25 protein-coding genes are annotated in these 25624 nt (G+C 73.2%); 11 read left to right on the top strand and 14 right to left on the bottom strand.

The genetic code is table 11. The features are described from left to right. Nucleotides 1-5 precede the first annotated feature (5 nt). Entirely contained in the window at nucleotides 6-824 is an 819-nt protein-coding gene (locus ACWEGE_RS24600; protein ID WP_449662794.1) for a Scr1 family TA system antitoxin-like transcriptional regulator, read from the top strand. A 42-nt stretch (nucleotides 825-866) separates the two neighbouring features. Here ACWEGE_RS24600 and ACWEGE_RS24595 read toward each other — a convergent pair whose 3' ends face one another. Genes ACWEGE_RS24595 through ACWEGE_RS24585 form a run of 3 tightly spaced genes read right to left on the bottom strand, consistent with a single transcriptional unit; the run spans nucleotide 867 to nucleotide 4140 of the window. Continuing rightward, entirely contained in the window at nucleotides 867-1493 is a 627-nt protein-coding gene (locus ACWEGE_RS24595; protein WP_449662793.1) for a TetR/AcrR family transcriptional regulator, read from the bottom strand. 14 nt (nucleotides 1494-1507) lie between these two features. Then, complete coding sequence (locus tag ACWEGE_RS24590) at nucleotides 1508-2488, bottom strand: phosphotriesterase family protein (protein ID WP_449662792.1); 981 nt, start codon at nucleotides 2486-2488, stop codon at nucleotides 1508-1510. After that, complete coding sequence (locus tag ACWEGE_RS24585; RefSeq protein ID WP_449662791.1) at nucleotides 2488-4140, bottom strand: AMP-binding protein; 1653 nt, start codon at nucleotides 4138-4140, stop codon at nucleotides 2488-2490. The genes ACWEGE_RS24590 and ACWEGE_RS24585 overlap by 1 nt, the downstream gene beginning before the upstream one ends. 357 nt (nucleotides 4141-4497) lie before the next feature. On the opposite strand from ACWEGE_RS24585, the gene ACWEGE_RS24580 reads away from it, so the two are divergent. Then, nucleotides 4498-5343 (top strand): hypothetical protein, encoded by an 846-nt coding sequence (locus ACWEGE_RS24580; RefSeq protein WP_449662790.1) that lies wholly within the window; start codon nucleotides 4498-4500, stop codon nucleotides 5341-5343. A gap of 43 nt (nucleotides 5344-5386) precedes the next feature. Here ACWEGE_RS24580 and ACWEGE_RS24575 read toward each other — a convergent pair whose 3' ends face one another. Then, on the bottom strand, nucleotides 5387-8458 hold the full coding sequence (locus ACWEGE_RS24575; RefSeq protein ID WP_449662789.1) for a glycoside hydrolase family 2 TIM barrel-domain containing protein: 3072 nt from the start codon (nucleotides 8456-8458) through the stop codon (nucleotides 5387-5389). A gap of 153 nt (nucleotides 8459-8611) precedes the next feature. On the opposite strand from ACWEGE_RS24575, the gene ACWEGE_RS24570 reads away from it, so the two are divergent. Further along, complete coding sequence (locus tag ACWEGE_RS24570; RefSeq protein WP_449662788.1) at nucleotides 8612-9406, top strand: enoyl-CoA hydratase-related protein; 795 nt, start codon at nucleotides 8612-8614, stop codon at nucleotides 9404-9406. A 76-nt stretch (nucleotides 9407-9482) separates the two neighbouring features. Here the strand turns inward: ACWEGE_RS24570 and ACWEGE_RS24565 are convergent, their stop codons facing one another. The 3 genes from ACWEGE_RS24565 to ACWEGE_RS24555 form a co-directional block, all read right to left on the bottom strand. Continuing rightward, complete coding sequence (locus ACWEGE_RS24565) at nucleotides 9483-10253, bottom strand: SDR family oxidoreductase (RefSeq protein WP_449662787.1); 771 nt, start codon at nucleotides 10251-10253, stop codon at nucleotides 9483-9485. After that, entirely contained in the window at nucleotides 10250-11002 is a 753-nt protein-coding gene (locus ACWEGE_RS24560) for an SDR family oxidoreductase (protein WP_449662786.1), read from the bottom strand. Before ACWEGE_RS24560 ends, ACWEGE_RS24565 begins: the two co-directional genes overlap by 4 nt. Before the next feature lie 116 nt (nucleotides 11003-11118). Beyond that, nucleotides 11119-12081, bottom strand: a complete 963-nt coding sequence (locus ACWEGE_RS24555; RefSeq protein ID WP_449662785.1) for a quinone oxidoreductase family protein — start codon at nucleotides 12079-12081, stop codon at nucleotides 11119-11121. A gap of 306 nt (nucleotides 12082-12387) precedes the next feature. Here ACWEGE_RS24555 and ACWEGE_RS24550 point away from each other — a divergent pair, with 306 nt between their 5' ends. From ACWEGE_RS24550 to ACWEGE_RS24540, 3 genes are all read left to right on the top strand, one after another. Beyond that, nucleotides 12388-12738 carry a hypothetical protein gene (locus ACWEGE_RS24550; protein WP_449662784.1) on the top strand — a complete coding sequence of 117 codons (351 nt, stop codon included), beginning with the start codon at nucleotides 12388-12390 and terminating at the stop codon, nucleotides 12736-12738. A gap of 86 nt (nucleotides 12739-12824) precedes the next feature. Next, nucleotides 12825-12980, top strand: a complete 156-nt coding sequence (locus ACWEGE_RS24545) for a hypothetical protein (protein ID WP_449662783.1) — start codon at nucleotides 12825-12827, stop codon at nucleotides 12978-12980. A gap of 206 nt (nucleotides 12981-13186) precedes the next feature. Then, nucleotides 13187-16402: a BTAD domain-containing putative transcriptional regulator gene (locus ACWEGE_RS24540; protein WP_449662782.1), complete on the top strand. Its 3216-nt coding sequence runs from the start codon at nucleotides 13187-13189 to the stop codon at nucleotides 16400-16402. A 44-nt stretch (nucleotides 16403-16446) separates the two neighbouring features. On the opposite strand, the gene ACWEGE_RS24535 is transcribed toward ACWEGE_RS24540, so the two are convergent. Genes ACWEGE_RS24535 through ACWEGE_RS24525 form a run of 3 tightly spaced genes read right to left on the bottom strand, consistent with a single transcriptional unit; the run spans nucleotide 16447 to nucleotide 18410 of the window. After that, on the bottom strand, nucleotides 16447-17181 hold the full coding sequence (locus ACWEGE_RS24535; protein ID WP_449662781.1) for a metallophosphoesterase family protein: 735 nt from the start codon (nucleotides 17179-17181) through the stop codon (nucleotides 16447-16449). Then, nucleotides 17178-17987, bottom strand: a complete 810-nt coding sequence (locus ACWEGE_RS24530; protein WP_449662780.1) for a nucleotidyltransferase — start codon at nucleotides 17985-17987, stop codon at nucleotides 17178-17180. The genes ACWEGE_RS24535 and ACWEGE_RS24530 overlap by 4 nt, the downstream gene beginning before the upstream one ends. A gap of 30 nt (nucleotides 17988-18017) precedes the next feature. Then, entirely contained in the window at nucleotides 18018-18410 is a 393-nt protein-coding gene (locus ACWEGE_RS24525; RefSeq protein ID WP_449662779.1) for an STAS domain-containing protein, read from the bottom strand. A gap of 116 nt (nucleotides 18411-18526) precedes the next feature. Between ACWEGE_RS24525 and ACWEGE_RS24520 the strand changes: the two genes are divergently transcribed. The 4 genes from ACWEGE_RS24520 (at nucleotide 18527) to ACWEGE_RS24505 (ending at nucleotide 21410) form a co-directional block, all read left to right on the top strand. Continuing rightward, entirely contained in the window at nucleotides 18527-18991 is a 465-nt protein-coding gene (locus tag ACWEGE_RS24520; RefSeq protein WP_449662778.1) for an SRPBCC family protein, read from the top strand. A 414-nt stretch (nucleotides 18992-19405) separates the two neighbouring features. Beyond that, nucleotides 19406-20374, top strand: coding sequence for a hypothetical protein (locus ACWEGE_RS24515; RefSeq protein WP_449662777.1), 969 nt, complete (start codon nucleotides 19406-19408; stop codon nucleotides 20372-20374). After that, the gene (locus tag ACWEGE_RS24510) at nucleotides 20374-20802 is read left to right on the top strand and encodes a phage holin family protein (RefSeq protein ID WP_449662776.1); all 429 of its coding nucleotides are present in this window, start codon (nucleotides 20374-20376) and stop codon (nucleotides 20800-20802) included. The genes ACWEGE_RS24515 and ACWEGE_RS24510 overlap by 1 nt, the downstream gene beginning before the upstream one ends. Continuing rightward, nucleotides 20799-21410 (top strand): DUF3618 domain-containing protein, encoded by a 612-nt coding sequence (locus tag ACWEGE_RS24505; protein WP_449662775.1) that lies wholly within the window; start codon nucleotides 20799-20801, stop codon nucleotides 21408-21410. The genes ACWEGE_RS24510 and ACWEGE_RS24505 overlap by 4 nt, the downstream gene beginning before the upstream one ends. 132 nt (nucleotides 21411-21542) lie before the next feature. Here the strand turns inward: ACWEGE_RS24505 and ACWEGE_RS24500 are convergent, their stop codons facing one another. Both ACWEGE_RS24500 and ACWEGE_RS24495 read right to left on the bottom strand, forming a co-directional pair. Further along, complete coding sequence (locus ACWEGE_RS24500; protein WP_449662774.1) at nucleotides 21543-21716, bottom strand: hypothetical protein; 174 nt, start codon at nucleotides 21714-21716, stop codon at nucleotides 21543-21545. A 251-nt stretch (nucleotides 21717-21967) separates the two neighbouring features. After that, complete coding sequence (locus ACWEGE_RS24495; protein ID WP_449662773.1) at nucleotides 21968-22255, bottom strand: hypothetical protein; 288 nt, start codon at nucleotides 22253-22255, stop codon at nucleotides 21968-21970. Between the two features lie 415 nt (nucleotides 22256-22670). Between ACWEGE_RS24495 and ACWEGE_RS24490 the strand changes: the two genes are divergently transcribed. Further along, a complete protein-coding gene (locus ACWEGE_RS24490; RefSeq protein WP_449662772.1) occupies nucleotides 22671-23330 on the top strand; it encodes a lytic polysaccharide monooxygenase auxiliary activity family 9 protein in 660 nt (219 codons plus the stop codon). A 25-nt stretch (nucleotides 23331-23355) separates the two neighbouring features. Here the strand turns inward: ACWEGE_RS24490 and ACWEGE_RS24485 are convergent, their stop codons facing one another. Together ACWEGE_RS24485 and ACWEGE_RS24480 are read right to left on the bottom strand one after the other, a co-directional pair. Beyond that, a complete protein-coding gene (locus ACWEGE_RS24485) occupies nucleotides 23356-24120 on the bottom strand; it encodes a sugar phosphate isomerase/epimerase family protein (RefSeq protein WP_449662771.1) in 765 nt (254 codons plus the stop codon). A 624-nt stretch (nucleotides 24121-24744) separates the two neighbouring features. Further along, entirely contained in the window at nucleotides 24745-25557 is an 813-nt protein-coding gene (locus tag ACWEGE_RS24480) for a hypothetical protein (protein WP_449662770.1), read from the bottom strand. Nucleotides 25558-25624: the final 67 nt, after the last annotated feature.

Genomic DNA, 25624 nt, shown 5'->3' with positions numbered 1-25624 from the left:
CACCCATGGCACCCGCTTCCCACCTGCCGGCACCGTCCGCCGTCGGCGGGTATCTGCGCAATGCCCGCGAACTACGGCAGATCGGTCTACGTCGGCTTGCCGACAAGATCGGGGTGCTCCCGCAACTGTTGTCGGCTTGGGAAAAGGGCACACGCGTCCCGGATGCGACGACCGTGGCACGCATTCTCGGGTACCTCCGGGTCGACAGGGCCGACTACGAACGGATCCTGCACCTGGCGCGCCACCTCGACGACGCCGATCTCGTCGATCATTCCACCTTGCCAACGGTGGATCTGTCGTGGAAATACGACCAGCTTTCCAGTCGCATCGTGGAGTGGGCACCGTTCTGCGTCCCCGAACTGCTGCAAACGGCGAGGTGGGCCGAGACCACGGCCGACCATCACCTGATGCGGCCCGAGCGACCGGCGCCGCGCGGGCTGCACCGCAGGGTTCGCCAGGAGGCCATGACCGACAGCAGTCGTCGTTACGTGTTCCTGATCGGCGAAGGTGCCTTGCGGCGGTTCCCCGAAGCCGACACCCGAGTCGGCGAACAGGTCGAGCACCTGCGCGCTGTGGCGCAACACCGGCACGTCATGATCCGGATCGTCCCGGCTACCGTGGCCGCGCTGCACTCGGTGGGCGCCTTCACCCTCCACGAGAGAGACACCGAACCGATCGCGGTCTTGCTCAAGCACACCTACTGCACGACCTATCTGACAAGCCGGGATGTGCTGAGCAGCTATCACGCCACGGCGAAGGCGCTGGTGAGGCGAGCTTTCGACGACTTCCGGCCGGTCGGCGCGCCACCGAGTGACAACAGGTGACTGTCAGTCACCTATTGCCGCCGGGTGGCCCGGTCGCCGGTCCTAGCCCACCGGCGGCCGCAGCGCGTCCAGGAGCAGGTCCGCGTAGTGGTCCCCGATCTGGCGGGCCGTCAGCGACCCGCTCCGCCGGTACCACGACCCCAGGTGGTGCACCGACCCGAAGAAGAAGTCCACCACCACGTCGGCCGGCTTGTCCGTGCGGAACTCCCCCGATGCCTGGCCCTCCTCGACGAGGCCGCGGAACCGCTCGTGGTACTTCCGCCGCTCCGCGCGCACCGCCTTCTGCTTGTCCGGGGACAGCTGGTGCATCGACTGCAGGAAGATCGTGTTGTCGTCCAGGTTGTCGATGCTCGACACCACCACGTCGGACGCCGCCGCCGCGAGGCGCTCGCGCAGGGGCGCGGCCGAGGATGCCACGCTCTCCAGCTGGCGGGTCTGCTCGCGCAGGACGCGCGCGTAGATCTCGTACAGCAGGTCGTCCTTCGAGCCGAAGTAGTGGTACATCGCGCCCTTGGTGACGCCCGCCGCCTCGACGATCTCCTGGACCGACGTGCGGTCGAAGCCCTTCTTGGCGAACAGCTTCGTGGCGTGCTCCAGCAGGCGCCGGGGCACGGCCGCCTGGTCGTCGCCGGTGGCTTCGCCCGGCTTGCGGGTGCTGGCTCGTGTCACCGCAGGACCCCCTCTCAGGACGCACCAGGATAACGCCACGCCAGGAACCGCCGCGGGTTGTCCACCAGCATCGTCGTGATGTCCGCTTCGGACACGCCGCGCTCGCGCAGCGCCGGCAGCACGTCCCGGGTGATGTGCAGGTAGTGCCAGTTCGGCGCGATCACCGGCAGCTGCGCGGACGGCAGCCAGTCGATGTAGCAGGACGCGTCGTGCGAGAGCACCATGCTGCCCGCGTACCCGCGCTCGCACATCGCGGCGACCGTGTTCACCCGCTCCTCGAACGGCAGCAGCAGATCCAGGCCGAACCGGTCCATCCCCAGCAGCGAACCGGAGTCCGCCAGCTCGGTCAGGTAGCCCAGGTCCGCCGAGTCGCCCGAGTGCCCGATCAGCACCCGGGTCAGGTCGACGCCTTCGGCCGCGAAGACCTCCTGCTGCTCCAGCCCGCGCCGGGTGCCCGCGTGCGTGTGCGTCATGATCGGCGCGCCCGTCTCGGCGTGCGCCTGGGCCACCGCCCGCAGCACGCGTTCGACGCCCGGGGTCACGCCGGGTTCGTCGGTGGCGCACTTGAGCAGCCCGGCCTTGACGCCGGTGCCGCCGATGCCGTCCCGGATGTCCCCCACGAACATCGCGACCAGCGGGTCCTCGCCCTGCAGCAGCGTGCCGGGGCCGCGGAAGTGCAGGTAGTGCGGGACGTCGTTGTAGGTGTAGAGCCCGGTGGCGACGACGATGTTGACGTCCACCTCGGCCGCCACCCGCTGCACGCGCGGGAGGTACCGGCCGAGGCCGATCACCGTCGGGTCGACGATCGTGTCGATCCCGGCTCCCTTGAGCTCCTTCAGGCGCCGGATCGCTTCGGGGACGTGCTCGTCCTCGCGGAACCCTTCGTGCTCCGGGTAGTTGTCGGCGAATTCGGGGCTCAGCACGAAGAGGTGCTCGTGCATGAGCACCCGGCCCAGCGCTTCCGGCGCGATCGCGCCACGGACCGTCTCGATCATCAGCCACGCGCCCGCAGCTCACGGCGCAGGATCTTGCCGCTGGTCGTCTTCGGCAGCTCGTCGAGGACCTCGACGGTGCGCGGGTACTTGTAGGCGGCGAGCCGCTCCTTGCACCAGGCGACCAGCTCCGCGGGGTCGGCGGTCGCGCCGGGCGCGGGACTGACGTAGGCCTTGACCGTCTCGCCGCGGTACTCGTCGGCGATCCCGACGACGGCGGCTTCGCGGACCGCCGGGTGCGTGTACAGGACGTCTTCGACCTCGCGCGGCCAGACCTTGAACCCGGAGGCGTTGATCATGTCCTTCTTGCGGTCGACGACGTAGACCCAGCCGCGCTCGTCCATGAAGCCGATGTCGCCGGTGAGCAGCCGCCCGCCGGGCAGGGCCGCCGCGGTCGCGTCCGGGCGGTTCCAGTAGCCCGAAACGACCATCGGGCCTTCCACGGCGATCTCCCCCGCCTGGCCGAGCGGCAGCTCCTCGCCGTTCTCGCCGAGGATGCGGACGATCGTGTCCGGCACCGGCAGGCCGACCGAGATCGTGCCGGAAGCCGGGTCGATCGGCGCCTCGAGGGTGCCGGGGACGGCGACGCAGCCCGCCGTGGTCTCGGTGAGGCCGTAGCCGTTGTGGATGTAGTGCCCGGTCTTCGCCCGGAACGCCTCGACGACGCTGGGCGGCAGCGCGGCACCGCCGGAGTACAGCAGCGCGAACGAGTCGAAGTGCGCCCGGCTGAACGACGGGTGCGCCATCAGCGCCATGTAGGCCGTCGACGGCCCGACCGTGTACGACGGCCGGTGCTCGAGGAACGCGTCGAGCACGACCCCGGGTTCGAAGCGGTAGGCCAGGGCGAGGGTGCCTTCGATGTCGATCGCGGAGCCGAACTCGCAGACCATGCCGGTGATGTGGAACAGCGGCGCGAGCCCGAAGAGCGTCGAGCCGGCGGGCAGGCCGCTGAACGAGCCGAGCCCCGCGGCGTTGGTGCCGATGTTGCCGTGGGTGTTGGTGGCGCCCTTCGGCGTGCCGCTGGTGCCGGAGGTGTAGCTGATCAGGGCGACGTCGTCGAGGGCGAAGGCGGGCTCCGGCGGCTTCGGGCCGGGGGTGGCCGCGGCTTCGAGCAGTTCGGTCGCGCCCGGCGTCGCCTCCTTCCCGGCCTTGCCCAGCACGCGCTCGTCGTCGCGGGTCTGGAACTCGAGTTCGCTGGTGGTGAGCGCGATGCCGACGCCGTTCGCCGCCGCGGTCCCGCCGATGAAGGCGTTCCAGCCGCGCTGCGAGCAGACGACCGCCTTCACGCCGGCGTCGGTGAACACGTGGGTGAGCTCGCGTTCGCGGTACATCGGGTTGACCGGCACCACGATCCCGCCCGCCTTCCACGCGCCCAGCACGGCGACGACGAACTGGGGGATGTTCTGCAGCACCAGGGCGAGCCGGTCGCCGCGGGCGAAGCCGTGCGCCGCCAGGTACCGCGCGAGGCCGTCGGAGAGCTCGTCGACCTCGCGGTAGCTCAGCCGCGCGTCGAAGTACGCGATCGCGGCCCGGTCCGGGACGTGGTCCACGGCCCGGCGGAACGACTCGGGCAGCGTCGTCGGCCGCACCGGCTCCGCGGTCCGCACCCGCTCGTCGTAGCTCGCGAGCCAGGGCTTCGCGTCGTACCAGCTCATCCAGTGACCTCCCTTGGACACCGACCGGTCGGTATGCCGACGCTAGGAGGACACGATGGCCCGCGTCAAGTCCCGCGCGGGCACGCCGAAATTGCGCAGAACAATTCATGCGCACGCAGAACAACGCAAAGCAAATGCGGCTGGATGCCGCCGTCACAGAGGTACACGTACCCCGGTTCGAAATGGTTCACATCTTCTTTTTCGCACCGATCACACTGGACAAACCCCAGGTCGACACGCCACCATGGACAACGGCGACCAGATAGGTCCGCCCCATCAAAGAACCCGCCGTATCCCCCGAACACGGCGGAGTACCCATATGTTCACGCTAACTCACGTACGAAAACGGAGTCATTCATGCCTGCTTCCGGTGGACGACACCGCCTCTCCCGGCGGACGAAGATCGCGACGGGTGCCTTCGCCCTCGCGATCGCAGGCGGGGCACTGGCGGTCGCCACGACCTTCGGCGACCCCGGCGCCGCCAACGCCGCCTCGGGCGGTCAGGCGGCGGTCGGCCAGATCAGCTGTCCCGACGTGGCGAGCAAGCTCCCGGCCATCCCCGCCCAGGCCCAGGCCGAGGTGCAGCGCAACCTGGACCTGCTGAACACCCAGATCGACGAGGCCAACAACCGCCTGCGCACGAGCGTCGGCCAGGGCGGCCCCAACTTCGTCCAGAACGCCATCCTCGGCCCGCTGGCGGACAAGCGGAAGTCCACGATCGACCGCATCGCCATCTCGATCGGCCGCCGGGCCGAGAAGCCGCAGGGCCTCGACAGCCTGGCCACCTGCTCGGTCGGCGGCCAAGCCGGCGCCGGCGCGCCCGCCCCGGCCCAGGGCACCGGCAACGGCGGCCAGAGCGGCGACAACGGCCAGAACGGCGCCAAGGGGAACAGCGGCAACACCGGCAACGCCGGCGTCGGCAAGATTTCCTGCCCCGACGTCGCGAGCCGGCTGCCGGCCATCCCCGCCCAGGCCCAGGCGGAGGTCCAGCGCAACCTCGAGCTGCTGAACACCCAGATCGACGAAGCCAACAACCGCCTGCAGACGACCGTCGGCCAGGGCGGCCCGAACTTCGTGCAGAACGCCATCCTCGGCCCGCTCGAGGACAAGCGCGTGGCGACGATCAACCGGATCGCCACCGCCATCGGCCGCAACGCGGCCAAGCCGCAGGGACTCGACGCGCTCGCGCCCTGTAGCCGGTGACCACCCGGGTCCGGCGGGGGGTGCGCCCCGCCGGACCCGCGCCTCACCGGGCCAGCAGCGCGCTGATCCGCAGGAAACCCCGCGCGGTCATCGTCACCCGCACCTCCGTGGTGACGACCGGATCGAATGCGAACGACGTCGGGTCGTTCGACCCGGTCCCCCACGTGATCCGCAGGTTCCGCACCGGCTCGAAGCCCCGGGCCGTGCGGCAGGCGACCTCGACCGCGACCGGCAGCGCCAGGTTGGCGTCCACCACGAAGTTCGCCGTGACGGCGGCGATCCGCTGGGCCGACGGCCAGGCCAGCGACACCCAGTCCTCGGCCCGCGGCCTGCTCACCGCGTTCAGCGTCGACGTCGCCGGCTTGAGGTAGTGGTTGGACCAGCCGGTGGCCGGGTTCCCGTCCAGCATCGCCGACGGCAGCGTGTCTGGAGCCCCGGAGTAGCTCGCGTCCGCGGTCGAGACGACCGGGACCGCGGCCACCTCGACCGCCCGCGCCCCCGGGCCGTTGCGCTGCCCGAGGGACGTGCCGGCCAAGGTGAGCTTCCCCGGTGCCAGGCCCGGCGCGCTCGCCGTCACGGTGATCGGGCCACGCCCGCCGGTCGCCGCGATGACGGCGACGGCCAGGCCCTTGAACGCCGGGATCGTCGGCTGCTGGTAGCTCTGGGCGAGTTCCTGCCGTCCGTTGTCGACGCCGGCGACCCGGCCGGGCCCGGCGACGCCGAAGCGCAGCACCGGCCCGTCGCCGGGCACGACGACCCCGCGGGCGTCCACGACCGACGCCGTCACGAACGTCATCGCCCCGGCCACCACGCCGCCCCCGGGGGCGTCGACGCTCAGCTTGACCGCACGCGGCGGCCCGGCCGTGACGAGCTCGTCGCGCGCCACCTCGCGGCCGCCCGCGCGGGCGATCGCGGTCAGCGTGCCGGGCTCGAAGGGCACGGTCCAGCTCAGGTGCAGCTTGCCGGTGCCGCCGTTCGGGCTGGTGTAGCTGCCGGAGGGGGCGTTCTTGTCGTCGCCGGACGGCTCGCTCGTCTCCAGGTACGGCCGTCCGTCCACGGTGGTCTTCCGGTCGAACTTCCTCACCCCGAGCGACTTCCCGTTCAGCACCAGCTCCACGGTGTCCACAGTGGAGTACACCCAGACCGCGACGGGCTCGCCGGGCCGGTGGTTCGTCCAGTCCATCGGGGTCAGGTGCACCATCGGCGCGGTCGTCCACTGGCTGCGGAACAGGTGGAAGGCGTCCTTGGGCAGGCCGGCGCTGTCGACCGCGCCGAAGAAGGACGTCTTGACCGGGAAGACGTCGTACGGGGTCGGCTCGCCGAGGTAGTCCTGCCCGGCCCAGAGGAACTGGCCCTGGCAGTACTTCCGGTCGCGGTCCTTCTTCAGCGAGTACTCGCCGCTGAGCGTCCACGGGGCCAGGTTGTTGTCGTAGGACGACGTCGCGCGCTTGCCCGGCGTGTGGTTCTCGCCGGTGTTGGGCAGGTCGGGTTCCTGGTAGCACCCGCGCGTCGAGGTCTCCGAAGACGTCTCCGACTCGAAGAAGAACTTGTCCGGGTATTGCCGGTGCAGCCCGTCGACGGACTCGGCGTTGTTGTAGTTGACACCGAGGCCGTCGAGCTGCTTCAGGATGAGGTCCTGCGGCGAACCCGGCGCGGGCACGCTGCGGTAGCGGTCGGTGCCCATGACGACCGGCCGGGTCGGATCGATCGCCCGGACGGCCGCGATCAGGCCCGCGGCGATCTCCGGGCCGCCCGCCATCGACGCGTCCGGCACCTCGTTGCCGATCGACCACAGCACCGCCGCGGGCGAGTTCTTGGCCGCGTGCACCATTTCGGCGATGTCGCGCCCGCTCCACTCGTCGAAGTCGCGGTGGTAGTCGTACTCGAGCTTGCCGGTCCGCCAGCAGTCGAACGCCTCGACCATCAGGAGAATGCCGAGCCGCTCGCAGACCGTCACCAGCTGCGGGTCAGGCGGGTTGTGCGCGGTCCGCACCGCGTTCACACCCATCGCGAGCATCAGGCGCATCTGGTGCTCCAGCGCGGCGGGGTCGATCACCGCACCCAGCGCGCCCTGGCTGGCGTGCAGGTTGACCCCGCGCAGCTTCATCGGCTCGCCGTTGAGCGAAAAGCCGTTGTCCGGGTGGAATTCGGCGTGGCGGAAGCCGAAGTCGACCGTGGTCGTGTCGAGCACGCGCCCGCCCACGACGACGTCGGTGCGCAGCCGGTAGAGCCGGGGTGCGCTCGTCGACCACAACCGCGGCCGCTCGACCCGCGGCGTGGTCGCCGCCTTCGCCGTCCCACCGGCGGGGACCGCCACGCTCGTCGCGCCGGTGGCCACCGCGCGGCCCGCCGGGTCGGTGACCGTCGTGCGCACCTCGGCGGTGACCGGGGCGCCGGACTCGTTGACGACGTCGGTGGCCACCCGCACGGTGCCCCGGCCGGCCGCGATGTCCGGTGTGGTGACGAACGTGCCGTGCCGGGCGACGTGCACCGGGTCGGTGACGACCAGCCGGACGCGGCGGAAGATCCCGCTGCCGGAGTACCAGCGGCTGCTCGGCAACGGGTTCGTCGCCCGCACGGCGAGCACGTTCGGCGTGCGCCCGTCGGTGTGCAGCCGCGCGGTGAGGTCGAAGGCGAACCCGGTGTAGGCGTACGGGTGGTGGCCGAGCAGTTCGCCGTTCAGGTACACGTGGGCGTCGGAATAGACGCCGTCGAACTCGATCGACACGCGCTTGCCCTCGAGCGACGGCGGCAGCGTGAAGCTCTTGCGGTACCAGCCGAGGCCGCCGCGGAAGAAGCCCGAACCGCTGCTGGTGCCCTGGTCCGTCGGCGGGAGCTCGATGCTCCAGTCGTGCGGGACGTCGACGACCGGCCACTTCGAGTCGTCGAATCCGGGCTTCGGGGCGTCGGCGAAGCGGCCGCCGGGATCGGTGACGCCGTCGGGGTTGGCCAGTGCGAACCGCCAGCCGGCCGTGAAATCGCTTTCCCGCGCCGCGCCCGGCGGGGCGAGCGCGTCGGCGGCCCGGGCGACCGGCGCGACGGCCGACGCGGCGACCGCGGCGCCGGCACCGCCGAGGACGACCCGTCTGCGGAGACCACTCGGTTGTTCCGGCATCGGGCCAGCCCCTTCCAGCGCGGCGATGTGCAGGCGGAAAGCACTATGGCACAGAGTTTTCCGGACAACCAAAGGGTTCGATGATTTCGAACTCCGGCCTCGACTTCCACCCAAGCGACCGCTTAGCATGAGGCGGACCCCGAGGAGGCGGCGATGTCCACTGTGGATGGTGTGCGGTACGAGGCGGACGGCGCGGTCGCGACGTGCACGTTCGACAGGCCGGACTCGAGCAACGCGATGGACGTCCCGATGCAGGCCCGCTACGGTGCCCTGCTGCGGCGGGCGGACGCGGATCCGGACGTCCGCGCGGTCGTCGTCACCGGCGCGGGCCGGGCCTTCTGCCCCGGCGCCGACCTGGGGTTGCTGGACACGATCGCGGCGGGGCCGCCGGCCGAGGGCGGCGAGAACTTCCGGGACGTGCTGGCCGCGGCGTCGGTGGGTGTCCCGGTGGTCGCGGCGATCAACGGCGGCTGCGCCGGCCTGGGGTTCGTCATCGCCTGTTCGGCCGACGTCCGGTTCGCGGCCGCGGGCGCGAAGTTCACCACCGCGTTCGCCCGGCGCGGCCTGATCGCCGAGTACGGCATCGCGAAGCTGCTCCCGGAGCTGATCGGCCAGGGCCGGGCCCGCGACCTGCTGCTGTCCGGGCGGACGTTCACCGCGGAACAGGCCGTGGAATACGGCCTGGTCCAGGAAGTCGTCCCGGCCGGCGAGCTGCGGCTGCGCGCGCACGCCTACGCGACGGAACTGGCGACCTACAGCGCACCACGGTCGATGGCGGTGATGAAGGAGCAGTTCGCGCGGGAGGCGTTGCTGCCGCTGCCCGAGGCGGCCCGCTCGGCGACGGAGCTGATGGTCGAGTCGTTCGGGCACCCCGAGCTGGCGGAGGGGCTGGCGAGCTGGAACGAACGCCGTCCGCCGAGGTTCCCGCCTTTCGCGTCCGGCCGATGAGTTCCGGACCGTCGCTTGTGGACTCACCAGGGACGGCTCGCGGCCACCCCGGCCGCGAGCCCGCCACCCGCCCGGGTCACAGTTCCCCGACGGCCTCTTCGACCTTGCGCTGCAGCTTGTTCATCCCGCCGAGCCAGCGGTCGGTTTCGGTGGCGCGCGCGGCGTAGTAGCCCGCGACCTCGGGGTGGGGCAGCACCAGGAACCGCTTTTCGTCGATGGCCGTGAACAGCGCGTCCGCCACCTGCTCGGGCTCGATCGCCGAGGCGCCCATCAGCAGCTGGCCCGCGGTGCCGGTGCTTTCCAGCATCGCCGTGCGCACGCCCTGCGGGCAGATCGCCTGCACCGTGATGCCGCGGTGGCGGTAGGTCGCCGACAGCCATTCCGCGAACGCCAGCGCCCCGTGCTTGGTCACCGAGTACGGCGCCGAGCCGAGGCTGGTCAGCAGTCCCGCCGCCGACACCGTGGCGATGAAGTGTCCCTTGCCGCGCTCGAGCCACGCCGGCAGCAGCAGGTTGGCCGCGCGGACGTGGGACATGACGTTGACGTCCCAGGTGCGCGCCCACACTTCCTCGCCGCTCTCCGCGCCGCCGAACGGCGCGATGCCCGCGTTCGCGCAGAAGACGTCGATCTCGCCGAGCGCCGAGCGCGCGCTGTCGACCAGCTTCGTCACGCCGTCCAGGCTCGCGACGTCGCCGGCGAACGCCGTCCCGCCGACTTCGGCGGCCACTTCCGCGGCCTTGTCCCCGTCGAGGTCGGCCACGACGACGCGGGCCCCGTCGGCGGCGAAGCGGCGGGCCAGCGCAGCGCCGATGCCACCGCCGCCCCCGGTGACGACGACGCCGGTCACAGGCCACCGCCGAGGGTCACGCCGCCGTCGAGGACGACCGTCTGGCCGGTGATCCAGCCCGCGTCGTCCGACAGCAGGAACGCCACCGCGCCCGCGATGTCGGACGGCACACCGAGCCGCTTCATCGGGTACGCCGCGGCGACCTCCTCTTCGCGGCCCTCGTACAGCGCGGTCGCGAACTTCGTCTTGACCACGGCCGGCGCGACGGCGTTGACGCGGATCTTCGGCCCCAGCTCGGCACCGAGCTCGACGGTCAGCCGGATCAGCGCGGCCTTGCTGACGCCGTACATCCCGATGCCCGGCGAAGCGCCGAGGCCGGCCACGGAGGCGACGTTGACGACGGCGCCGCCGTGCTCCCCCATCCACGCGTCGCGGGCGCGCTTGGTCCAGGCCAACGGCGCGAGCACGTTGACGCCGAGGATCTTCGCCGCGGCCGCCGGGTCGATGTCCAGGGTCGGCCCGTAGGCGGGGTTGATGCCGGTGTTGTTGACCAGGTAGTCGAGCCTGCCGAAGGTCTCGATCGTCTTGGCGACCGTCTCGTCCTGGTGGTCGGTGTCGTCGGACTTGCCGGCCACGAACATCGCGACGTCGGGGCCGCCCAGGGAGCTGACGGCCTCTTCCAGGGCGTCGGTCTTGCGCGCGGTGAGGCAGACCTTGGCGCCGCGCTCGACGAGCGTCTTCGCGATCCCGAGGCCGATGCCCCGGCTGGCCCCGGTGACGATCGCGACGCGATCCTTGAACGAGTTCACGGCAGGCAGTCTCCTTCGGCTGTGGTGCCCGGCACATACCAAGCAGTCGGTCAGTGGCCATTATGCGCGATGCGGCGCGGGTCTCAAGGCGGACGCACGTCACAGTGCCTCGCGGCTCACCGCACGCGGAGCACGAGCTTGCCGGTCGTCGCCCCGGACTCGATCCGGCGGTGCGCGGTCACCGCGTCGGCCAGCGGCAGGGCTTCGACGTCGACGCGCAAGGTCCCGTCCGCGACCGCCGTGACGGCGCGGCGCAACGCCTGCCCCACGGTTCCCGGCGCCAGCGCGGAGAACGCGGCCAGGTTGAACCCCGACACGGTCTTGTTGGTGAACCACAGCTCGTTGGCCGGGATGCCGACGTCCTCGGCGCCCGAGGCGTTGCCCATGACCACCAGGCGGCCCATCGGGGCCAGCCGGTCCAGGCTCGCGCGGCGCGACGGCCCGCCGACCATGTCCACCACGACGTCGAACTCGCCGGTACCGCCGACCTGGTCGCGCAGGACGACCTCGTCGTAGCCGAACGCCCGCGCGGCGGCGATCTTCGCCTGGCTGCCGACCGTGCCGACCACCCGGCCGGCCCCGAGCAGCCGGGCAACCTGCCCGAGCTGGCTGCCGACCCCGCCGGCGGCGGCGTGCACGAGCACGCGCTCGCCGGGGGCGAGCCGGGCCACCCGCTCCAGCACCAGGAACGCGGTGGTGCTGTTCGACGGCACCGCCGCCGCCACCTCCGGCCCGGTCCCGGACAGCGGCGCCACCAGCTCGGCGGAGGTGGTGACGACCTCGGCGTAGCCACCGCTCGCCACGATCGTCAACGCGGCGACCGGCTCCCCCACCGCCAGGCCGGAAACACCTTCGCCCAGCGCGCGGACGCGGCCGGACACCTCGATGCCGGGGACGAAGGGCAGCGGGACGTCGACGACACCCTGGCGGTAGAGGACCTCGGCGAAGTTGGCGCCGGCGTAGGCGACGTCGATCGAGACCTCGCCCGGCCCCGGCTCCGGGACCGCAACGGCGTCGAGCCGCAGCACCTCGGCCGGACCGAACTCGGGGATGGTGACCGCCTGCATGCTGTTCGTCATGTGCCGATCATGCGGCAACCCGCGACACCGGCCCCGGCTCGGGTCCGGTTCGGCGCCCGGCCGGGCGGACGCGGTTTTGCCCGGCTTTAACCGGCGCCCGGCAAGATCGGTTCCGCCAGGCGGTCGGAGCGAGGAACTGGGGATCCGGAGCTCACCGGCCGGGGGGACCTGCCGGTGGAGGGTGCCGGTCGCCTGGCAGCCAGGGGGTACTGGGGGAGCGCTTCCCGCGTCGCTCGCGACGCGCGCTGCAGGCTGGGGGCCTGCAGCGCCCGCCCCTTCCGTTTCGACACGGGGAAGAGGGCAGAGATGAACCGATTCGTGAAGCGAGCGACCGTCGTGGGGGCGGTCGCCGCCGGCGCACTCGCACTCGCCGCACCGGCCGCACTGGCCGCCGGCACTTCGAGAACGTGCCCGGGCAGCGCCTGCCAGACGACCGAGGTCTGGTTCCCGGGCGGCACCCTGTCGGTCGACGCCGACGTGCACGGCCGGGGCGGGGCGGAGTGGGCCGTCCTCAACGGCAACGGCACCGTCTGCCGCCTCGGGTTCGACGCCGCGGCGGGGCCGCTGTCCTGGGTCTGCACCAACGTGCCGGCCCAGTGGCTGTACGGCACCGTCTCCGGCCCCGCCGGGCCGTCCAACATCGGCCTCCGCTGGTGACGGCCGCCGAACCGTGAAGACGCTCCGCTTCTGACGGGAGATGCACTCACGACGGCCGCGGCCGGGGCCCCCGAACCCCGGCCGCGGTGTTTTCCGGGAGAGCTCCGTGCGCCGGGCCCGGCGGGTTCCCGACCGATCCGCTCGCCGCCCGCGCGGGGTGGACCGGCGACGCCCCGCGGACCGCACTGGGCTCGGCGGACGACGTGGCACAGGCCCTGCCCGGCCTGGAAGGCGCGGTCTGATCGGCGCTGCCTGATCGACGCAGCCTGATCGACGCGGCCTGATCGGCGCGGTCTGCCGGGCCGCGGCGATGGTGTTCGCCTGGACCGTCCTGCTCGACCGCGGCCGGCTCCGACCTGCGGATCGTCGAACCCGAGCCGGTGTTCGGCTCGCTGGTGGTGCGGCCCGCCCCGCCGGACTGATCGATTCCCGCTACCCTCGCGGCGGGATGACCGGTTCGTCCGGTCAGCGGGGGGTGCGGAAAGTGCTGAGCTTCGGGGTGCTCGGACCGTTGCAGGTCCAGCGGGACGGCGAGCCCGTCCCGGTCACCGGGCCCAAGGTGCGGGCCCTGCTGGCGGCGTTGCTGATGCGGGCGAACACGACGGTGTCGCTCGAGCGGCTCACCGAGCTGCTGTGGGGCGACGACCCGCCGGAGACCGCGCGCAAGAGCCTCCAGGTGCACGCAGTCCGGCTGCGGCGGGCGCTCGGCGAGGGCGTCGTCGAGACCCAGCCGACCGGCTACCTGCTGCGCGTGCCGCCCGAGCGGCACGACCTGCTGCGGTTTCGCGAGCTCACCGCCGCGGCGCGCGCCGAGCCGCGCCCGGACGCCGAACGCGAGCTGCTCGCCGCCGCGCTCGCCTGCTGGCGCGGTCCGGTGCTCGCCGACGTCCCGGCCGAGGTGCTGAGCCGGGAGGACGTCGACCGGCCCGCCGAAGAGCGGGTGCGGGCGCAGGAGCGCTACTTCGAGGTGAGCCTCGAACTCGGCCGGCCCGGCGAGATCACCGGCGAGCTGGCTCGGGTGACGCGTCAGCACCCGTGGCGGGAGGCGTTGTGGGCGCTGTACCTGGAGGCCCTGCACCGCTCGGGCCGCCGTGCCGACGCCCTGGAGACCTACCGGGAACTGCACCGGATGTTCACCGGCGAGCTCGGCGTCGGTCCCGGCGAACGGCTGCGGCGCGCGCACCGGGCCGTCCTCGCCGACGAGGTGCCCGAGGACCCGCCGGCCGTCGCGCAGCCGCAGTTCCGGCCGCGGCAGCTGCCCCCGGCCGTCGCCACGCTCGTCGGCCGCGCCCGGCTGATGTCCACTTTGGACGAGCTGGTGGGCGGGGCACCCGGCACGCACCCGCCGATCGCGCTGCTCGTCGGGCCGGCCGGCGTCGGCAAGACGACCGCCGCCGTGCACTGGGCGCACCGGGCCGCCCGGCACTTCCCGGACGGCCAGCTCTTCGCCGACCTCCAGGGCTACTCGGCGGTTCCGGCGCTCGAACAGCTGGAGGTGCTCACCCGGTTCTCGCACGCGCTCGGCGTCCGGCCCGGCCAGGTGCCGACCGAGCTCGCCGACGCCGCGGCGCTCTACCGCTCGGTGCTCGCCGACCGGCGGGTGCTGATCGTACTGGACAACGTGGCCGGACCGGACCAGGTGCGCGCGCTGCTGCCCGGGAGCCCGGGCTGCGCGGTGCTGGTCACCAGCCGCGACCGGCTCTGCGGCCTGGCCGCCACCGTGGACACCCGGCTGGTGGAACTGGGCGAGTTGCCGCCGGAGGAGTCCCTCGCCCTGCTCGCCTCGGTCGTCGGCGAAGAGCGCGTCGCGGCCGAGGACACGGCCGCCCGCGAGCTGGTGCGGCTGTGTGCCGGGCTGCCGCTGGCGCTGCGGATCGTCGCGGCGAACCTCGCGCTGTGGCCGGACCGGTCGCTGCGCGGCTACCTCGCCGAGCTGGCCGGGCCCGACCTCGAGCAGCTCGGTGTCCGGCGGCCCTTCGACCTGTCCGTCGACGCCGTTTCCCCGGCGGCGGCCCGGTTCTTCCGCCTGCTCGGGCTGGTGCCGGGGGCCGACGTCGGCGTGGCGGGCGCGGCGGCGCTGGCCGCGACGGACGGGCCCGGCGCCCGGCGGCTGCTGTGGGAACTGGCGGCGAGCCACCTCGTGCAGCCCCGCGGCGGCGACCGGTTCGGCCTGCACGACCTGCTCCGCGCGTACGCCGCCGAGCGGGCCCGCGAGGACCTCCCGGCGGCCGAGCGAGCCGCCGCGCTCGACCGGCTCTGCGGGTACTACCTGCGAGCCGCGGCCGGCGCGGCGACCGCGCTCTACCCCGACCTGCAGCGGCTGCCCGACGCACCGGAAGGCGGCGAGGCCGTCGAGCCCGCCGAAGCGCGCCGCTGGCTGCTGGCCGAGCACGCCAACGTCCTGGCCGCGATCCGGTGGACCGCCCGGGCGGGCGAGGGGTCGTTCGCCTGGCGGGCCGCCGACCTGCTGCGCGGCTTCTTCCACTCCCACCGGCTCGACGCCGAATGGCAGGCGGCCGCGACAGCTGGGCTGGTCACCGCGCGGCGGGCCGGCGACGAGCGGGCGGCGGGGGCGATGCGGCACAGCCTCGGCGCGCTGGCCTGGAGCCGCGGCGACTACGAGACGGCGCTCGCGGACCTCGAAGCCGCCCAGGCCTCCTACCGCGCCGCCGGCGCCCGCGACGGCGCCGACTCGGTCCTGCACGCGCTCGGCGTCGTGCACCTGGACCTCGGCCGGCTCGACCGGGCGGTCGAGCACTTCACCGCGGCGCTGGCGGGCACGGTGCGCAGCGGCGCGTCGATCCGGACGGCGAACGGGCTGATCAACCTGGGGGCGGTGCTCATCGAACACGGCAGGCTCGCCGAAGGCGTGGAGCACAACGAACGCGCGCTCGAGCTCTGCCGCCGGCTCGGCTCACCGCACGCGGCGGCGATCGCGCAGTGCAACCTCGGGTACGGCTACCGCGTGTCGGGCGACCTCGCCCGGGCCGGCGCGGTGCTGACCGAGGCGCTGGAAGCGTTGCGGGAGCTGGGTTCCCGCGACGACGAGGCCGACGCGCTGGTCCGGCTGGCCGCGGTCCACCGGGTGACGGGCGAGCTCGAGGCGGCGTGGCCCGCGGCGCGGCGGGCGGTGACGGTGGCCCGCGAGGCGGGCAACCAGCGGTTCGAGGTGGACGCGCTCGGCGCGCTCGGCGACCTGCACCGCCAGGCGGGCGACCCGGCGGCCGCGCTGGCGGAGTACACCGAAGCCCACCGGCTGGCGGAGAAGATCGGCTACCTGCGCGGCCGGATCGCCACCCTGATCGGTCTATCCACAGTGGACGAAAACGGCGCGGCGGAGCACGCCTCGGCGGCCCTGCACGCCGCCGAGGAGGGCGGCTTCCGGCTGCTGGCCGAGCAGGCCCGGACCAGCCTGGCGTGGGTGTCGTTCAACGCGGGCGCGCCCGAGACCGCGGAAAGCCTCGCCGTTCAGGCGATCGCCGGGTTGCGGGAGACGGGACACCGGCTGGGCCAGGCGTACGCGTTCATGGTGCTCGGCCGCGCCCGGTCGAGCACCATTGGCCTCGAAGCGGCCCGGGAGTGCTGGCGGACGGCCGAGGAGATCCTGTCGGCGGCGGGCGAACGCCCGGTGCTGGCGAGGGTGCGGGCCCTGCTGGCCGAGTGACCTCTGCCGCGACCGGTTGTGAGGGGCAGGACGGGTCCTGCCCCTCACGAGGAACGCGCGGACAGCTCGGCCGGGTGCAGCTCGTAGAGCGCGTACGCCTTCCGGATCACCGGCTGCGCCACGTTCCGCACCCGCACCCCGCCCGGCGTCACCCCCTGCTCGCACCCGAAGTGCGCGTGCCCGTGCAGCGCCAGATCCGCCCCCACCTCGTCGATCGGCTCGCACAGCAGGTACGAGCCCAGGAACGGGTGGATCTCGGGCGGCTCACCGTGCAGCGTCCCGGGGATCGGCGCGTAGTGGGTCAGGGCCACCACGACGTCCGTGTCGAGGTTTTGCAACGCTTTGCGCAACGAATCGGCCGACGCGATCGTCGTCTCGACGAAGTCCTTCATCTCCCGCTCGCCGAACCGGCTGGCGCACTTGCCCGCGAACCCGCCGCCGAAGCCCTTGACGCCGGCGACCCCCAGGGAGCCGTCCGGCAGGTCGAAGCGCACCGCGTCGCCTTCCAGCACCGCCACCCCGATCTCGCGGAGCAGGTTGGAGATCATCTCGCCGGAATCGCTGTGGTGGTCGTGGTTGCCGAGGACCGCGGCGATCGGCACGCCGAGCCCGGCGAGCTCGTCGGCCACCACGCGGGCCTCCTCGACGGTGCCGTGCCGGGTGAGGTCCCCGGCCAGCAGCAGGACGTCGGCGGTGCCCGCGAGGTGCTCCAGGGCCGGCCGGAGCAGGCCGCGGGAGTCCTCGCCCAGGTGCACGTCCCCGACCGCGGCGATCCTCATCGGCCGATCTCCTCCGCGCTCGCCGGTTCGCGGACGTCGGCGACCCGGATGTCGTTGTGCACCAGCTCCCCGGTCAGGTACTCGCCGACGACGGCGTCCACCTCCGCCTTGCGCGAGGAGCAGGTGACTTCGCCGGTCAGGTGGACGTGCTCGCCCCGCACGGTCACGTGCACGCCGAGCTCGGCGGTGCGGGGGTCTTCGGCCAGGGCCCGGCTGAGCCGGGCGACGAGGTACTGCGGTGCTTCGGGCACGAGAGCCTCCTTCGGGTCGATCACGGCCAGGTCGCCGAGCAGCGCCAGGAACGCCCTGGCGTACGGGGACGCCGACACCTGCACGGCGACGTCGGTCCAGCCGACCTGTTCGCGCAGGTCGCGGGCGATCCGCAGCAGCGGCGCGAAGTCGCACCGGTGCGCGCTCAGCACGAGCAGCTTGTCCACCAGCAGGTCGGTGCCGGAGACGACCGGCGCCGCGGTGGACCCGATCCGCATCAGCGCCGCGCGGTCGAGCAGCTCGTCGGTCACCGGCCGGTGGTTGGGGCCGTGGATGAGGTCGACGAGGATTTCGCCGTCGTAGACCTTCGTCAGCCAGTCCTCCGGCGGGTGCACGCGGCGCAGGCCGGCGGCGGTGAGCACCTCCGCGGCCCGGTCGGCGTCGCCGGGCTTGAGGAACAGGTCGACGTCGTGGTCCGACGGCGGCCCGCCGCGGGCGTACACCGCCAGGCCGCCGGCGACGGCGAACCGGATGCCCGTGCCGTCGAGGGCGGTCACGACGCGAGTCAGGCTCTGCAGCAGCGCCTCCGCTTCCATGGCGGAGGACTACCCGCGACCGGGCCGGGCCTAACCGCCGGTGCGCCCGGCGCCGTCCGGCCGCCGCCGGATCCACGCGCGGGCGCCGTCCACCGTCGGGTGCAGCGCGAGCGTGCGGTCCAGGCGGGTGACCTGAAGCGAACGCAGCACCGGGCGCCCGTCGGCGACCACCGCGAACGGCAGGTCCGCGGCCGCCGTCTCCCCGGCGAGCTCGGCGAGGACCTGCAGCCCCGCCGAGCCGCAGAAGGTGATCGCGCCCAGGTCCACGATGAGCGCGCCCGGCCCGCGGTCCAGCGCGGCCCGGGCCCGGGCGCGCAGCAGCGGCGCGGTGCCGAGATCCAGGTCGCCGGCCGCCGCGACGACGACGGCCTCCGGCACCGTGCGCACGCGCACCGTCAGCACGGGCGTCCGGTCCTCGGTCACGGGGGCTCCTTTCGGTTGCTGGTGCCCGACCCTAGAGCGGTTGCATCGTTTTGTCATCGATTTGCCGGGTAATCGGGGAGCGGACCAGCCCGACCAGCACGAAAGGACAGGCCGCGATGAGCACCGTCACCGAATCCGTCGACGTCGAGACCGACGTCACCACCGCCTACAACCAGTGGACGCAGTTCGAGTCGTTCCCGCACTTCATGGAGGGCGTCGACGAGATCCGGCAGCTCGACGACACCCACACGCACTGGAAGATCAGCGTCGGCGGGCAGACCCGGGAGTTCGACGCGACGATCACCGAGCAGCACCCGGACGAGCGCGTCGCCTGGAAGTCCGACTCCGGCCCCACGCACGCCGGGGTCGTGACGTTCCACCGCCTCGGCGACCGGCAGACCCGGGTCACCGCCCAGCTCGACATCGACCCGGACGGCTTCGTCGAGAACGTCGCCGACAAGCTCGGCATCCTCGACCGCCGCGTCAAGGGCGACCTCGGCCGCTTCAAGACCTTCATCGAAGAGCGCGGTGGCCGCGAGACCGGTGCCTGGCGCGGGGACGTCGCCCGCCCCGGGAACTGAGCCCGCCGGTGGACCGCCCCCGCTGTCGGCTGGACGGCGGGGGCGGCCGCATGCTGTCGGCCGCCCCCGGGACCTGAAGCTCGACACCGCGGCAGCGGCGTCCTCGGCACCTGGGGCGAGCGCTGCCGCCCAGCACTGAACGCCGTCCGCGGCCCGGAAACCGGCCGCTGCATCGACCTCGTGCGCGGGCTGGGCGCGGCCTGCCTCCCGGCGCCACCCCCGCGGTGTCACTGTCCTGTGTGGACGATCAACGGCACACGCTCCCGCCGGAGACCCTGCAGGCGGCACCGGCCGAACACGGCCGGGGTCCGGTTTATCCCCCGGCCGCCCGGGTAGCCAGCCGCCCTACCAGGCCGATGGCTCCCATCGGCAGTCAAGTAGGCGCGGAACGTGCCGCTCCCGCAGGAGGTCGAGATGACGCAGGGACCCGGCGGTCAGTCACCGCCGCAGCAGCAGGGCAACGGCTCGCCGTCGATGCCGGAAACCGCCAAGGACGAAGCCCGCGAAGTGGCCGCCACCGCCGCCGACCGGGGTAGCGAAGTCGCGCAAACGGCCGCGGACCAAGCGAAACACGTGGCCGAGCACGCCCGCCACGAAGCACGCGACCTGGTCCGCGAAGGCCGGGAACAGCTGCAGTCGCAGGCCAGGGACGGCCAGCGGAAGGCGGCCGAGAGCCTCCACCAGCTGGCCGGTCAGCTCGAGCGGATGGCGCAGCAGACCGACTCCCCCGGCCTCGCCGGCGACGTCGCCCGCCAGGTGTCGGAGCGGACGCGGTCGGTCGCCGATTGGCTCGAGCACCGCGAACCGGGTGACCTGCTGGACGAGGTGCGGCGCTTCGCCCGCCGCCGTCCCGGCGCGTTCCTGGCCGGCGCGGCCGTCGCCGGCGCGCTCGTCGGGCGGCTCACCCGGGGGGTCGTGGCTCAGCAGCAGGAGGAGAAGGAAAACGCGCCGAACGGCCGGCCGGGTGCTCCGCAGCGACCCGCCGGTCACGCGGCGACGCCACCGGACCACGTCGGGTACGCGACGGGTCTCCCGCAGCCGGGCGCTGCGGCCCCGGGCGGCTACACCGCACCCCAGCCGGCGGGCGGCCTGCCACAGCCGAGCCGACCGGGCGCGGCGCCCAGCGGCCACAACGCACCACAGCCCACCGAAGGACTCCCGCAACCAAGCCACCCCGGCACTGCGCCCAGCGGCCACAACGCACCACAGCCCACCGAAGGACTCCCGCAACCAAGCCACCCCGGCACTGCTCCCGGCGGCCACAACGCACCACAGCCCACCGAAGGACTCCCGCAGCCCGGCCACCCCGGCACTGCTCCCCAGCCGCCGGACGCCCTCCCGCAGCCGAGCCCCCGCTTCTCCGCGCCGGGTCAGGTGCCGTGATGACCCAGGCACCCGGACCGGCGCACCGCACCGACCCGCCCGCCGACGTCGCCGACGCCTCGGTGGGTGAGCTGATGTCCAACGTCATGAAGGACCTCTCCACCCTGGTGCGGCAGGAGGTGGAGCTGGCGAAAGCCGAGGTGAAGGCCGAGGCGGGCAAGGCCGCGAAGGGCGCGGGCATGCTCGGCGGGGCCGGGTTCGCCGGCTACCTCGTCGTGCTGTTCCTCTCCATCGCCCTGTGGCAGGGCTTGGCGAACGTGATGGATTCCGGCTGGGCGGCGCTGATCGTCGCGGTCGTGTGGGTGATCGTCGGCGCCGCGCTCTACGCGACGGGACGGCGCGAGGTCCGCCGGATCAACCCGAAACCCGAACGCACCGTCGAGACCCTGCAGCAGGTCCCGGACGCACTGAAAGGCGAACGACCATGACCGAACCGGAGCGGATCCGCCGCGAAATCGAAGGCACGCAACGCAATCTCAGCACGGACGTGAACGCCCTCACCGAGAAGGTGACCCCGGGCCGGATCGTCGAACGCCGCATCGGGCGGGTGCGCTCGGCGGTGCGCGGCGCACGGGATCGCGTCATGGGCACCGCCTCCGACCACGCGGCGACCGCGGGCGACAAGGTGGGCTCGGTCGCTTCGGCCGCCCAGGACAAGGTGAACAGCGCCGCCGACACCGTCGGCGAAGCGCCCGCGTCGATCCGGCGCGGCACGCAGGGCAACCCGCTGGCCGCCGGCCTGATCGCCTTCGGGGCCGGCTGGCTCGTGTCGTCCTTGCTGCCCGCGAGCGAGCCGGAGCGGCGGCTCGCCGGCCAGGCGACCGACCTCGCCCGTGAGCACGTGGCCCCGGTCGCCCAGCACGCGGCCGAAGAACTGAAGGAAAACCTGCGCGAGCCGGTGCAGCAGGCGGCGGAGTCGGTGAAGTCCGAAGCCGCCGACGCGGCGTCGACGGTCAAGGACGAAGCGCAGTCGGCGACCGGCGACGTCACCGATCGAGCCCAGGAAGCCCGGGAGAACGTGCGGTCCCAGGGCTGAGCCGCGGGCTCCGGGGCGCGGCCGCCGCGGTCGCGCCCCGGCCCGTGCCACTGGATCTGCCGGAGCCCCGGCAGGCGGTTCCCCTCGCCGGTGGCGAAGCTTCCTGGCTGAGGTCCGCCGCTGCGGCGGGGCTCACGGCCACGGCTCGGCGTCGGCCGGCACGGGAACTTCGCGGTGCTGGTCGGCGAAATCCGCGGGATCGGCATCGGCCGGCACCGCGGTGACGTCTTCGGCGTCGGCACCGTCGAACGCGACCGGCACCTGCTGGTCGGCCAGGTCGTTCGGCGGGGTGAACTCGTCGGGCATCGGGTTTCCTCCCTGCGTTCGCCCCCGCCCGGTCCCGGTGCCGGCGGGCGGCACCGGGACCGGCGGAGGAACCAGCGTGTCGAAACCGTTTGTCCGTGGTGGTACGAACTCGACGGCTCCCGGCACGCCGGCGTCGCTGCCGCGGGATGCGCCTGGAGGCGCGGTGGCCGGGCCTGCGAAGGTCTTACCGGCCGCTGTCGGGGCAGGCAGCGCCCGCCGGCGCCGTGGTGGATCCGGCAGCCGTCACGGCATCACTCCCCTTTCTCGGTGTCCGTTCGCTTCGCCGTCCGGAGCCGCGGAGGGGACCTCTCCCGGCGCGGGCACTTCGCGGCGAGCAGGCGGACACCGGGACGTCGCCGCGGCGCGCCGACGACCGCGGGTGGCCGCGGCCCCGGCTCGGCGGCGGGTACCGGTGGTGGCGGCGGGTCGAAGTTCGCGGTCACGATCGCCTCGAACTCCGCCCGGACCCACGCGGGGTCGGTCAGCACCAGCTCGGCGAACCCGTCGGCCACGGCCGAACGGGCGATCTTGTCCGGCATCGTCGTTCACTCCCCGGATCGTCTCGCGATGTCACCAGGTCATGTCCTGCTCTCCCTTATTCCTATAGCACCGGACGGAGATCGGTTCAAGTCCTCAGAGGACCCGACGGCCGCGGGACAGGCACAGCCCACCCGGCGACGTCCGGGCGCGCTCGTGACATTTTTTCCGGATGCACCCGCGCGGAGCAACCGGCCCGCCGCTTCTTCACCGGCAGTCCCCCGGTCCGGGACCGATCGGGCGGTCCGGACTTGGCCGCCCTCCGCCGTTCAGTGGTCGTTCAGTCCGGATCCGTGCCGGGAACACCTGTCCCGCAAGGGTTCCGCGGAGATCGCGCGCTGGCCGGTGCCGAGCGGCGCGGCGTATGTTCGGCGCCTGGGAGCGCTCCCGAATCCGGCCCCGACGAAGGAGGACAGCGTGGTTCCCCGACGCAGAACTCTGCTCTCCCTGGTGGTGACGGCCGTGACCGCCGTCCTGCTGGGCGGCGTGCTCACCGGCGTCGCCGACGCGCACGGATCGGCCACCGACCCGCCGTCGCGCAACTACGGCTGCTGGAACCGCTGGGGCAGCGACTTCCAGAACCCGGCGATGGCGACGAAGGACCCGATGTGCTGGCAGGCCTGGCAGGCCGACCCGAACGCGATGTGGAACTGGAACGGGCTCTACCGCGAGGGCGTCAAGGGCAACCACCAGGGCGCGATCCCGGACGGGACGCTGTGCAGCGGCGGCCGCACGCAGGCGCCCCGGTACAACGCCCTCGACACCGTCGGCGCGTGGCAGACGGCCGACAAGGACAACCGGTTCACCTTGACCATCACCGACCAGGCCCGGCACGGCGCCGACTACCTGCTGGTGTACATCACCAAGCAGGGCTTCAACCCGGCGACCCAGCCATTGGGCTGGGGCAACCTCGAACTGGTCGCCCAGACGGGCAAGCTCGCCCCCGCCGGGCAGTACCAGGTCGCGGTGAACGCGGGCAGCCGGACGGGGCGGCACGTCGTCTACACGATCTGGCAGGCCAGCCACCTCGACCAGTCGTACTACTTCTGCAGTGACGTGAACTTCTCCGGACGCTGACCCGGAGCGGGCCGCCTCGGGACCGTCATCCGTACCGGGTGAACCAGGCCGAGGCGGCCCGCAGCGGGACATCGACCGGCGCGAGGCCGGGGTACCAGGCCTTTTCCCATTCGAGTGACACCCAGCCGGACCACGAGCGCAGCAGCTCACCGCAGTCATCGAGCGGGACGGCGCCCTCCCCCGGCGGCACGGGCGTCGGCGTTTCGCGGCTCTTCACGTCCTTGACCTGGAAGTAGCCGAGGTAGGGCCCGAGCACATCCCTGGTGACGGCGGGTGCTTCGCCGGCCCGCCAGGGGTGCACGGCATCCCACAGCACGGCGACCAGCTCCGGTGTTCCGAATCCCTCGACCAGGCTCACCGCGGCGGCCCCGGTGGGGTGCGAGTCGTGCGTCTCGACGAGCAGCCGCACCCCGGAGTCCCGAAGGTCCCCGAGGACGGCGGCGATGCGAGGACGGGCATCGCCGCCACCGCCGGGGAAGACGCGGACGTCCGTCGCGCCGATCCGGTGCGCGAGGGCGATCAGGGCTTTGAGCTCGTCGACGACGGGCTGATCGGCGCCATCGGCGGCCACCTTGGCGTACCCGGCGAGGCAGGAGATGGCCAGGCCTTCGCCGTCGAGGAGCCTTCGGACGGCGTCAGTGGCGGGGCCGGAGAGTCCCGGGTGGACTTCTTCGTCGGGGTGCACGCGCAGTTCCAGTCCGGCGCAGTGGTGGGCTCGCGCGATGCGGGCGGATTCGCGGACCGGGAGGCCGGGCATGCCCAGGGTGCTCACCGCGAACTGCCACGCCATTGGCGACCTCCCCGCTCTTAGTGGGGATTGTAAGCGCTTTCCGGGTGGGCGGTGTGGGAGCGCGCCGGTTGTGGGCAGGGTGTTGCGGGCTGGGCTGGGCTGCGCTGTGGCCGGCCGCCGAGGCCGGGCGCTGTGGGCCGGGTCGGCTGCCGCGGGCCAAGCCGCCGCCGGGCAGGCTACGCCGGCCACGCCAAACCAGCCGCCGCGGACCTGGGCTGCCGCTGCCAGGTGGCCTCACTCGAGCCACTCCCAGCCCGCCGACCGAGCCGCCGCCGGCCAAACCAACCTCAGCCCGCCGACCAAGCCGCCGCCACCCAAGCCCGCCGGCCAGGCCACCCCATGCCAAATCACGCCAACCCAGCCGCCGCTGGCCGAGCCGCCCCACCTGCCCTACGCCACCGCGGACCGGCCGCCGTAAGCCGCGCCGCCGCGGGCGGCCAGGCTGCCCGCGGCAAGCCCACCCGGGCCCGCAGGCCAAGTTGCCCGCGGCTCGGACCGCTCCACGGTAAGCCACAGGCCGGCCCCGCGGGCCAAGCCACCCAGGCCGGCGTCCGCGGCTGGGGTCGTGCGGGCATGCCGGTACCCGCGCCCGTGATCACCTCGGGCGCGGGTACCGGCGCCGGCTCAGTGGGACTTGTTCTGGCCGCGGCCCGCGGGGGCGCGGCCGTTCGCCCCGTCGGCGGCCTTGGCCGCCTGCTGTGCGGGCTTCTCGGCCGGGGTCGCCGGCTTGGCCTGCGGTGCCGCCGGCTTGGCCGCCGCGGAGGCCGGCTTGGGCGCCGGCTGCGCGGCCGGGGCCGAAGAAGGCGCTGCCGCCGAAGTCGGCGTCGCAGGCGAAGTCGGCGCAGCAGCCGGAGAAGGCGACGAAGCCGTCTTCGACTCCTCCGACCCCGCCGAAGCGTTCTTCTCCGCCTCGGCCAGCGGGTTCGGCCGGCGGACCTGGACCACCGCCACGATCGCCGCCGCCAGCGCACCCACGGCCAGCAGCCACGGCCAGCGGGCTCGCTTGGAGCGCTCGCCCCGGGCCACGCTCTTGGCCTCCTGGAGCGCCACCGCCAGGTCACGTTTCGCCGTCGCCACCGCCTTGCGGCGCTTGCGGCCCGACTCGCCCGCCGAACTCACCACCGTCGCCACCGCCTGGGCCGCCTTGCGGCCCGGGTCGCGCAGCTTCGCCGCGCGGGCCAGGACCTCGTCGCGGGCCGCCGTGCTGTTCGACAGCACGTCGCGGCGGGATGACCGGGTGCTCTTGTCGAAATCCTTCGTCGCCGCGCGGCCGACCTTCGCCAGTTCGTCCTTGCTTTCGGCCAGCTTCCGATCGGTGATTTCGACCGCCCGTGCGGCCGCGGCCGCGCCCACCCGCGCGGCCTCCGCGGCGAGATCCCGTACGCCGGCCGCCGCCGTCTTCACCGATCGCCCGACCGGGGCGTCGCCCTGGCTCATGTGATCACCTCTCACTCGTCGCAGCAGGCATCACCTGCTCAGCTCACACCTACGGGCTACCCAGTGA

It is taken from the genome of Amycolatopsis sp. NPDC004747 (genome assembly GCF_053601335.1).
Note: the sequence above shows the minus strand (reverse complement) of the source record. Positions and strands in the feature narration are given on the sequence as shown.

Excerpts from the sequence above, each read along its gene's own strand:
- ACWEGE_RS24600 (WP_449662794.1), top strand. The coding sequence starts at position 6 with ATGGCACCCGCTTCCCACCTGCCGGCACCGTCCGCCGTCGGCGGGTAT.
- ACWEGE_RS24590 (WP_449662792.1), bottom strand. The coding sequence starts at position 2,488 with ATGATCGAGACGGTCCGTGGCGCGATCGCGCCGGAAGCGCTGGGCCGG.
- ACWEGE_RS24585 (WP_449662791.1), bottom strand. The coding sequence starts at position 4,140 with ATGAGCTGGTACGACGCGAAGCCCTGGCTCGCGAGCTACGACGAGCGG.
- ACWEGE_RS24580 (WP_449662790.1), top strand. The coding sequence starts at position 4,498 with ATGCCTGCTTCCGGTGGACGACACCGCCTCTCCCGGCGGACGAAGATC.
- ACWEGE_RS24575 (WP_449662789.1), bottom strand. The coding sequence starts at position 8,458 with ATGCCGGAACAACCGAGTGGTCTCCGCAGACGGGTCGTCCTCGGCGGT.
- ACWEGE_RS24570 (WP_449662788.1), top strand. The coding sequence starts at position 8,612 with ATGTCCACTGTGGATGGTGTGCGGTACGAGGCGGACGGCGCGGTCGCG.
- ACWEGE_RS24555 (WP_449662785.1), bottom strand. The coding sequence starts at position 12,081 with ATGACGAACAGCATGCAGGCGGTCACCATCCCCGAGTTCGGTCCGGCC.
- ACWEGE_RS24550 (WP_449662784.1), top strand. The coding sequence starts at position 12,388 with ATGAACCGATTCGTGAAGCGAGCGACCGTCGTGGGGGCGGTCGCCGCC.
- ACWEGE_RS24540 (WP_449662782.1), top strand. The coding sequence starts at position 13,187 with ATGACCGGTTCGTCCGGTCAGCGGGGGGTGCGGAAAGTGCTGAGCTTC.
- ACWEGE_RS24535 (WP_449662781.1), bottom strand. The coding sequence starts at position 17,181 with ATGAGGATCGCCGCGGTCGGGGACGTGCACCTGGGCGAGGACTCCCGC.
- ACWEGE_RS24530 (WP_449662780.1), bottom strand. The coding sequence starts at position 17,987 with ATGGAAGCGGAGGCGCTGCTGCAGAGCCTGACTCGCGTCGTGACCGCC.
- ACWEGE_RS24520 (WP_449662778.1), top strand. The coding sequence starts at position 18,527 with ATGAGCACCGTCACCGAATCCGTCGACGTCGAGACCGACGTCACCACC.
- ACWEGE_RS24515 (WP_449662777.1), top strand. The coding sequence starts at position 19,406 with ATGACGCAGGGACCCGGCGGTCAGTCACCGCCGCAGCAGCAGGGCAAC.
- ACWEGE_RS24510 (WP_449662776.1), top strand. The coding sequence starts at position 20,374 with ATGACCCAGGCACCCGGACCGGCGCACCGCACCGACCCGCCCGCCGAC.
- ACWEGE_RS24505 (WP_449662775.1), top strand. The coding sequence starts at position 20,799 with ATGACCGAACCGGAGCGGATCCGCCGCGAAATCGAAGGCACGCAACGC.
- ACWEGE_RS24500 (WP_449662774.1), bottom strand. The coding sequence starts at position 21,716 with ATGCCCGACGAGTTCACCCCGCCGAACGACCTGGCCGACCAGCAGGTG.
- ACWEGE_RS24495 (WP_449662773.1), bottom strand. The coding sequence starts at position 22,255 with ATGCCGGACAAGATCGCCCGTTCGGCCGTGGCCGACGGGTTCGCCGAG.
- ACWEGE_RS24485 (WP_449662771.1), bottom strand. The coding sequence starts at position 24,120 with ATGGCGTGGCAGTTCGCGGTGAGCACCCTGGGCATGCCCGGCCTCCCG.
- ACWEGE_RS24480 (WP_449662770.1), bottom strand. The coding sequence starts at position 25,557 with ATGAGCCAGGGCGACGCCCCGGTCGGGCGATCGGTGAAGACGGCGGCG.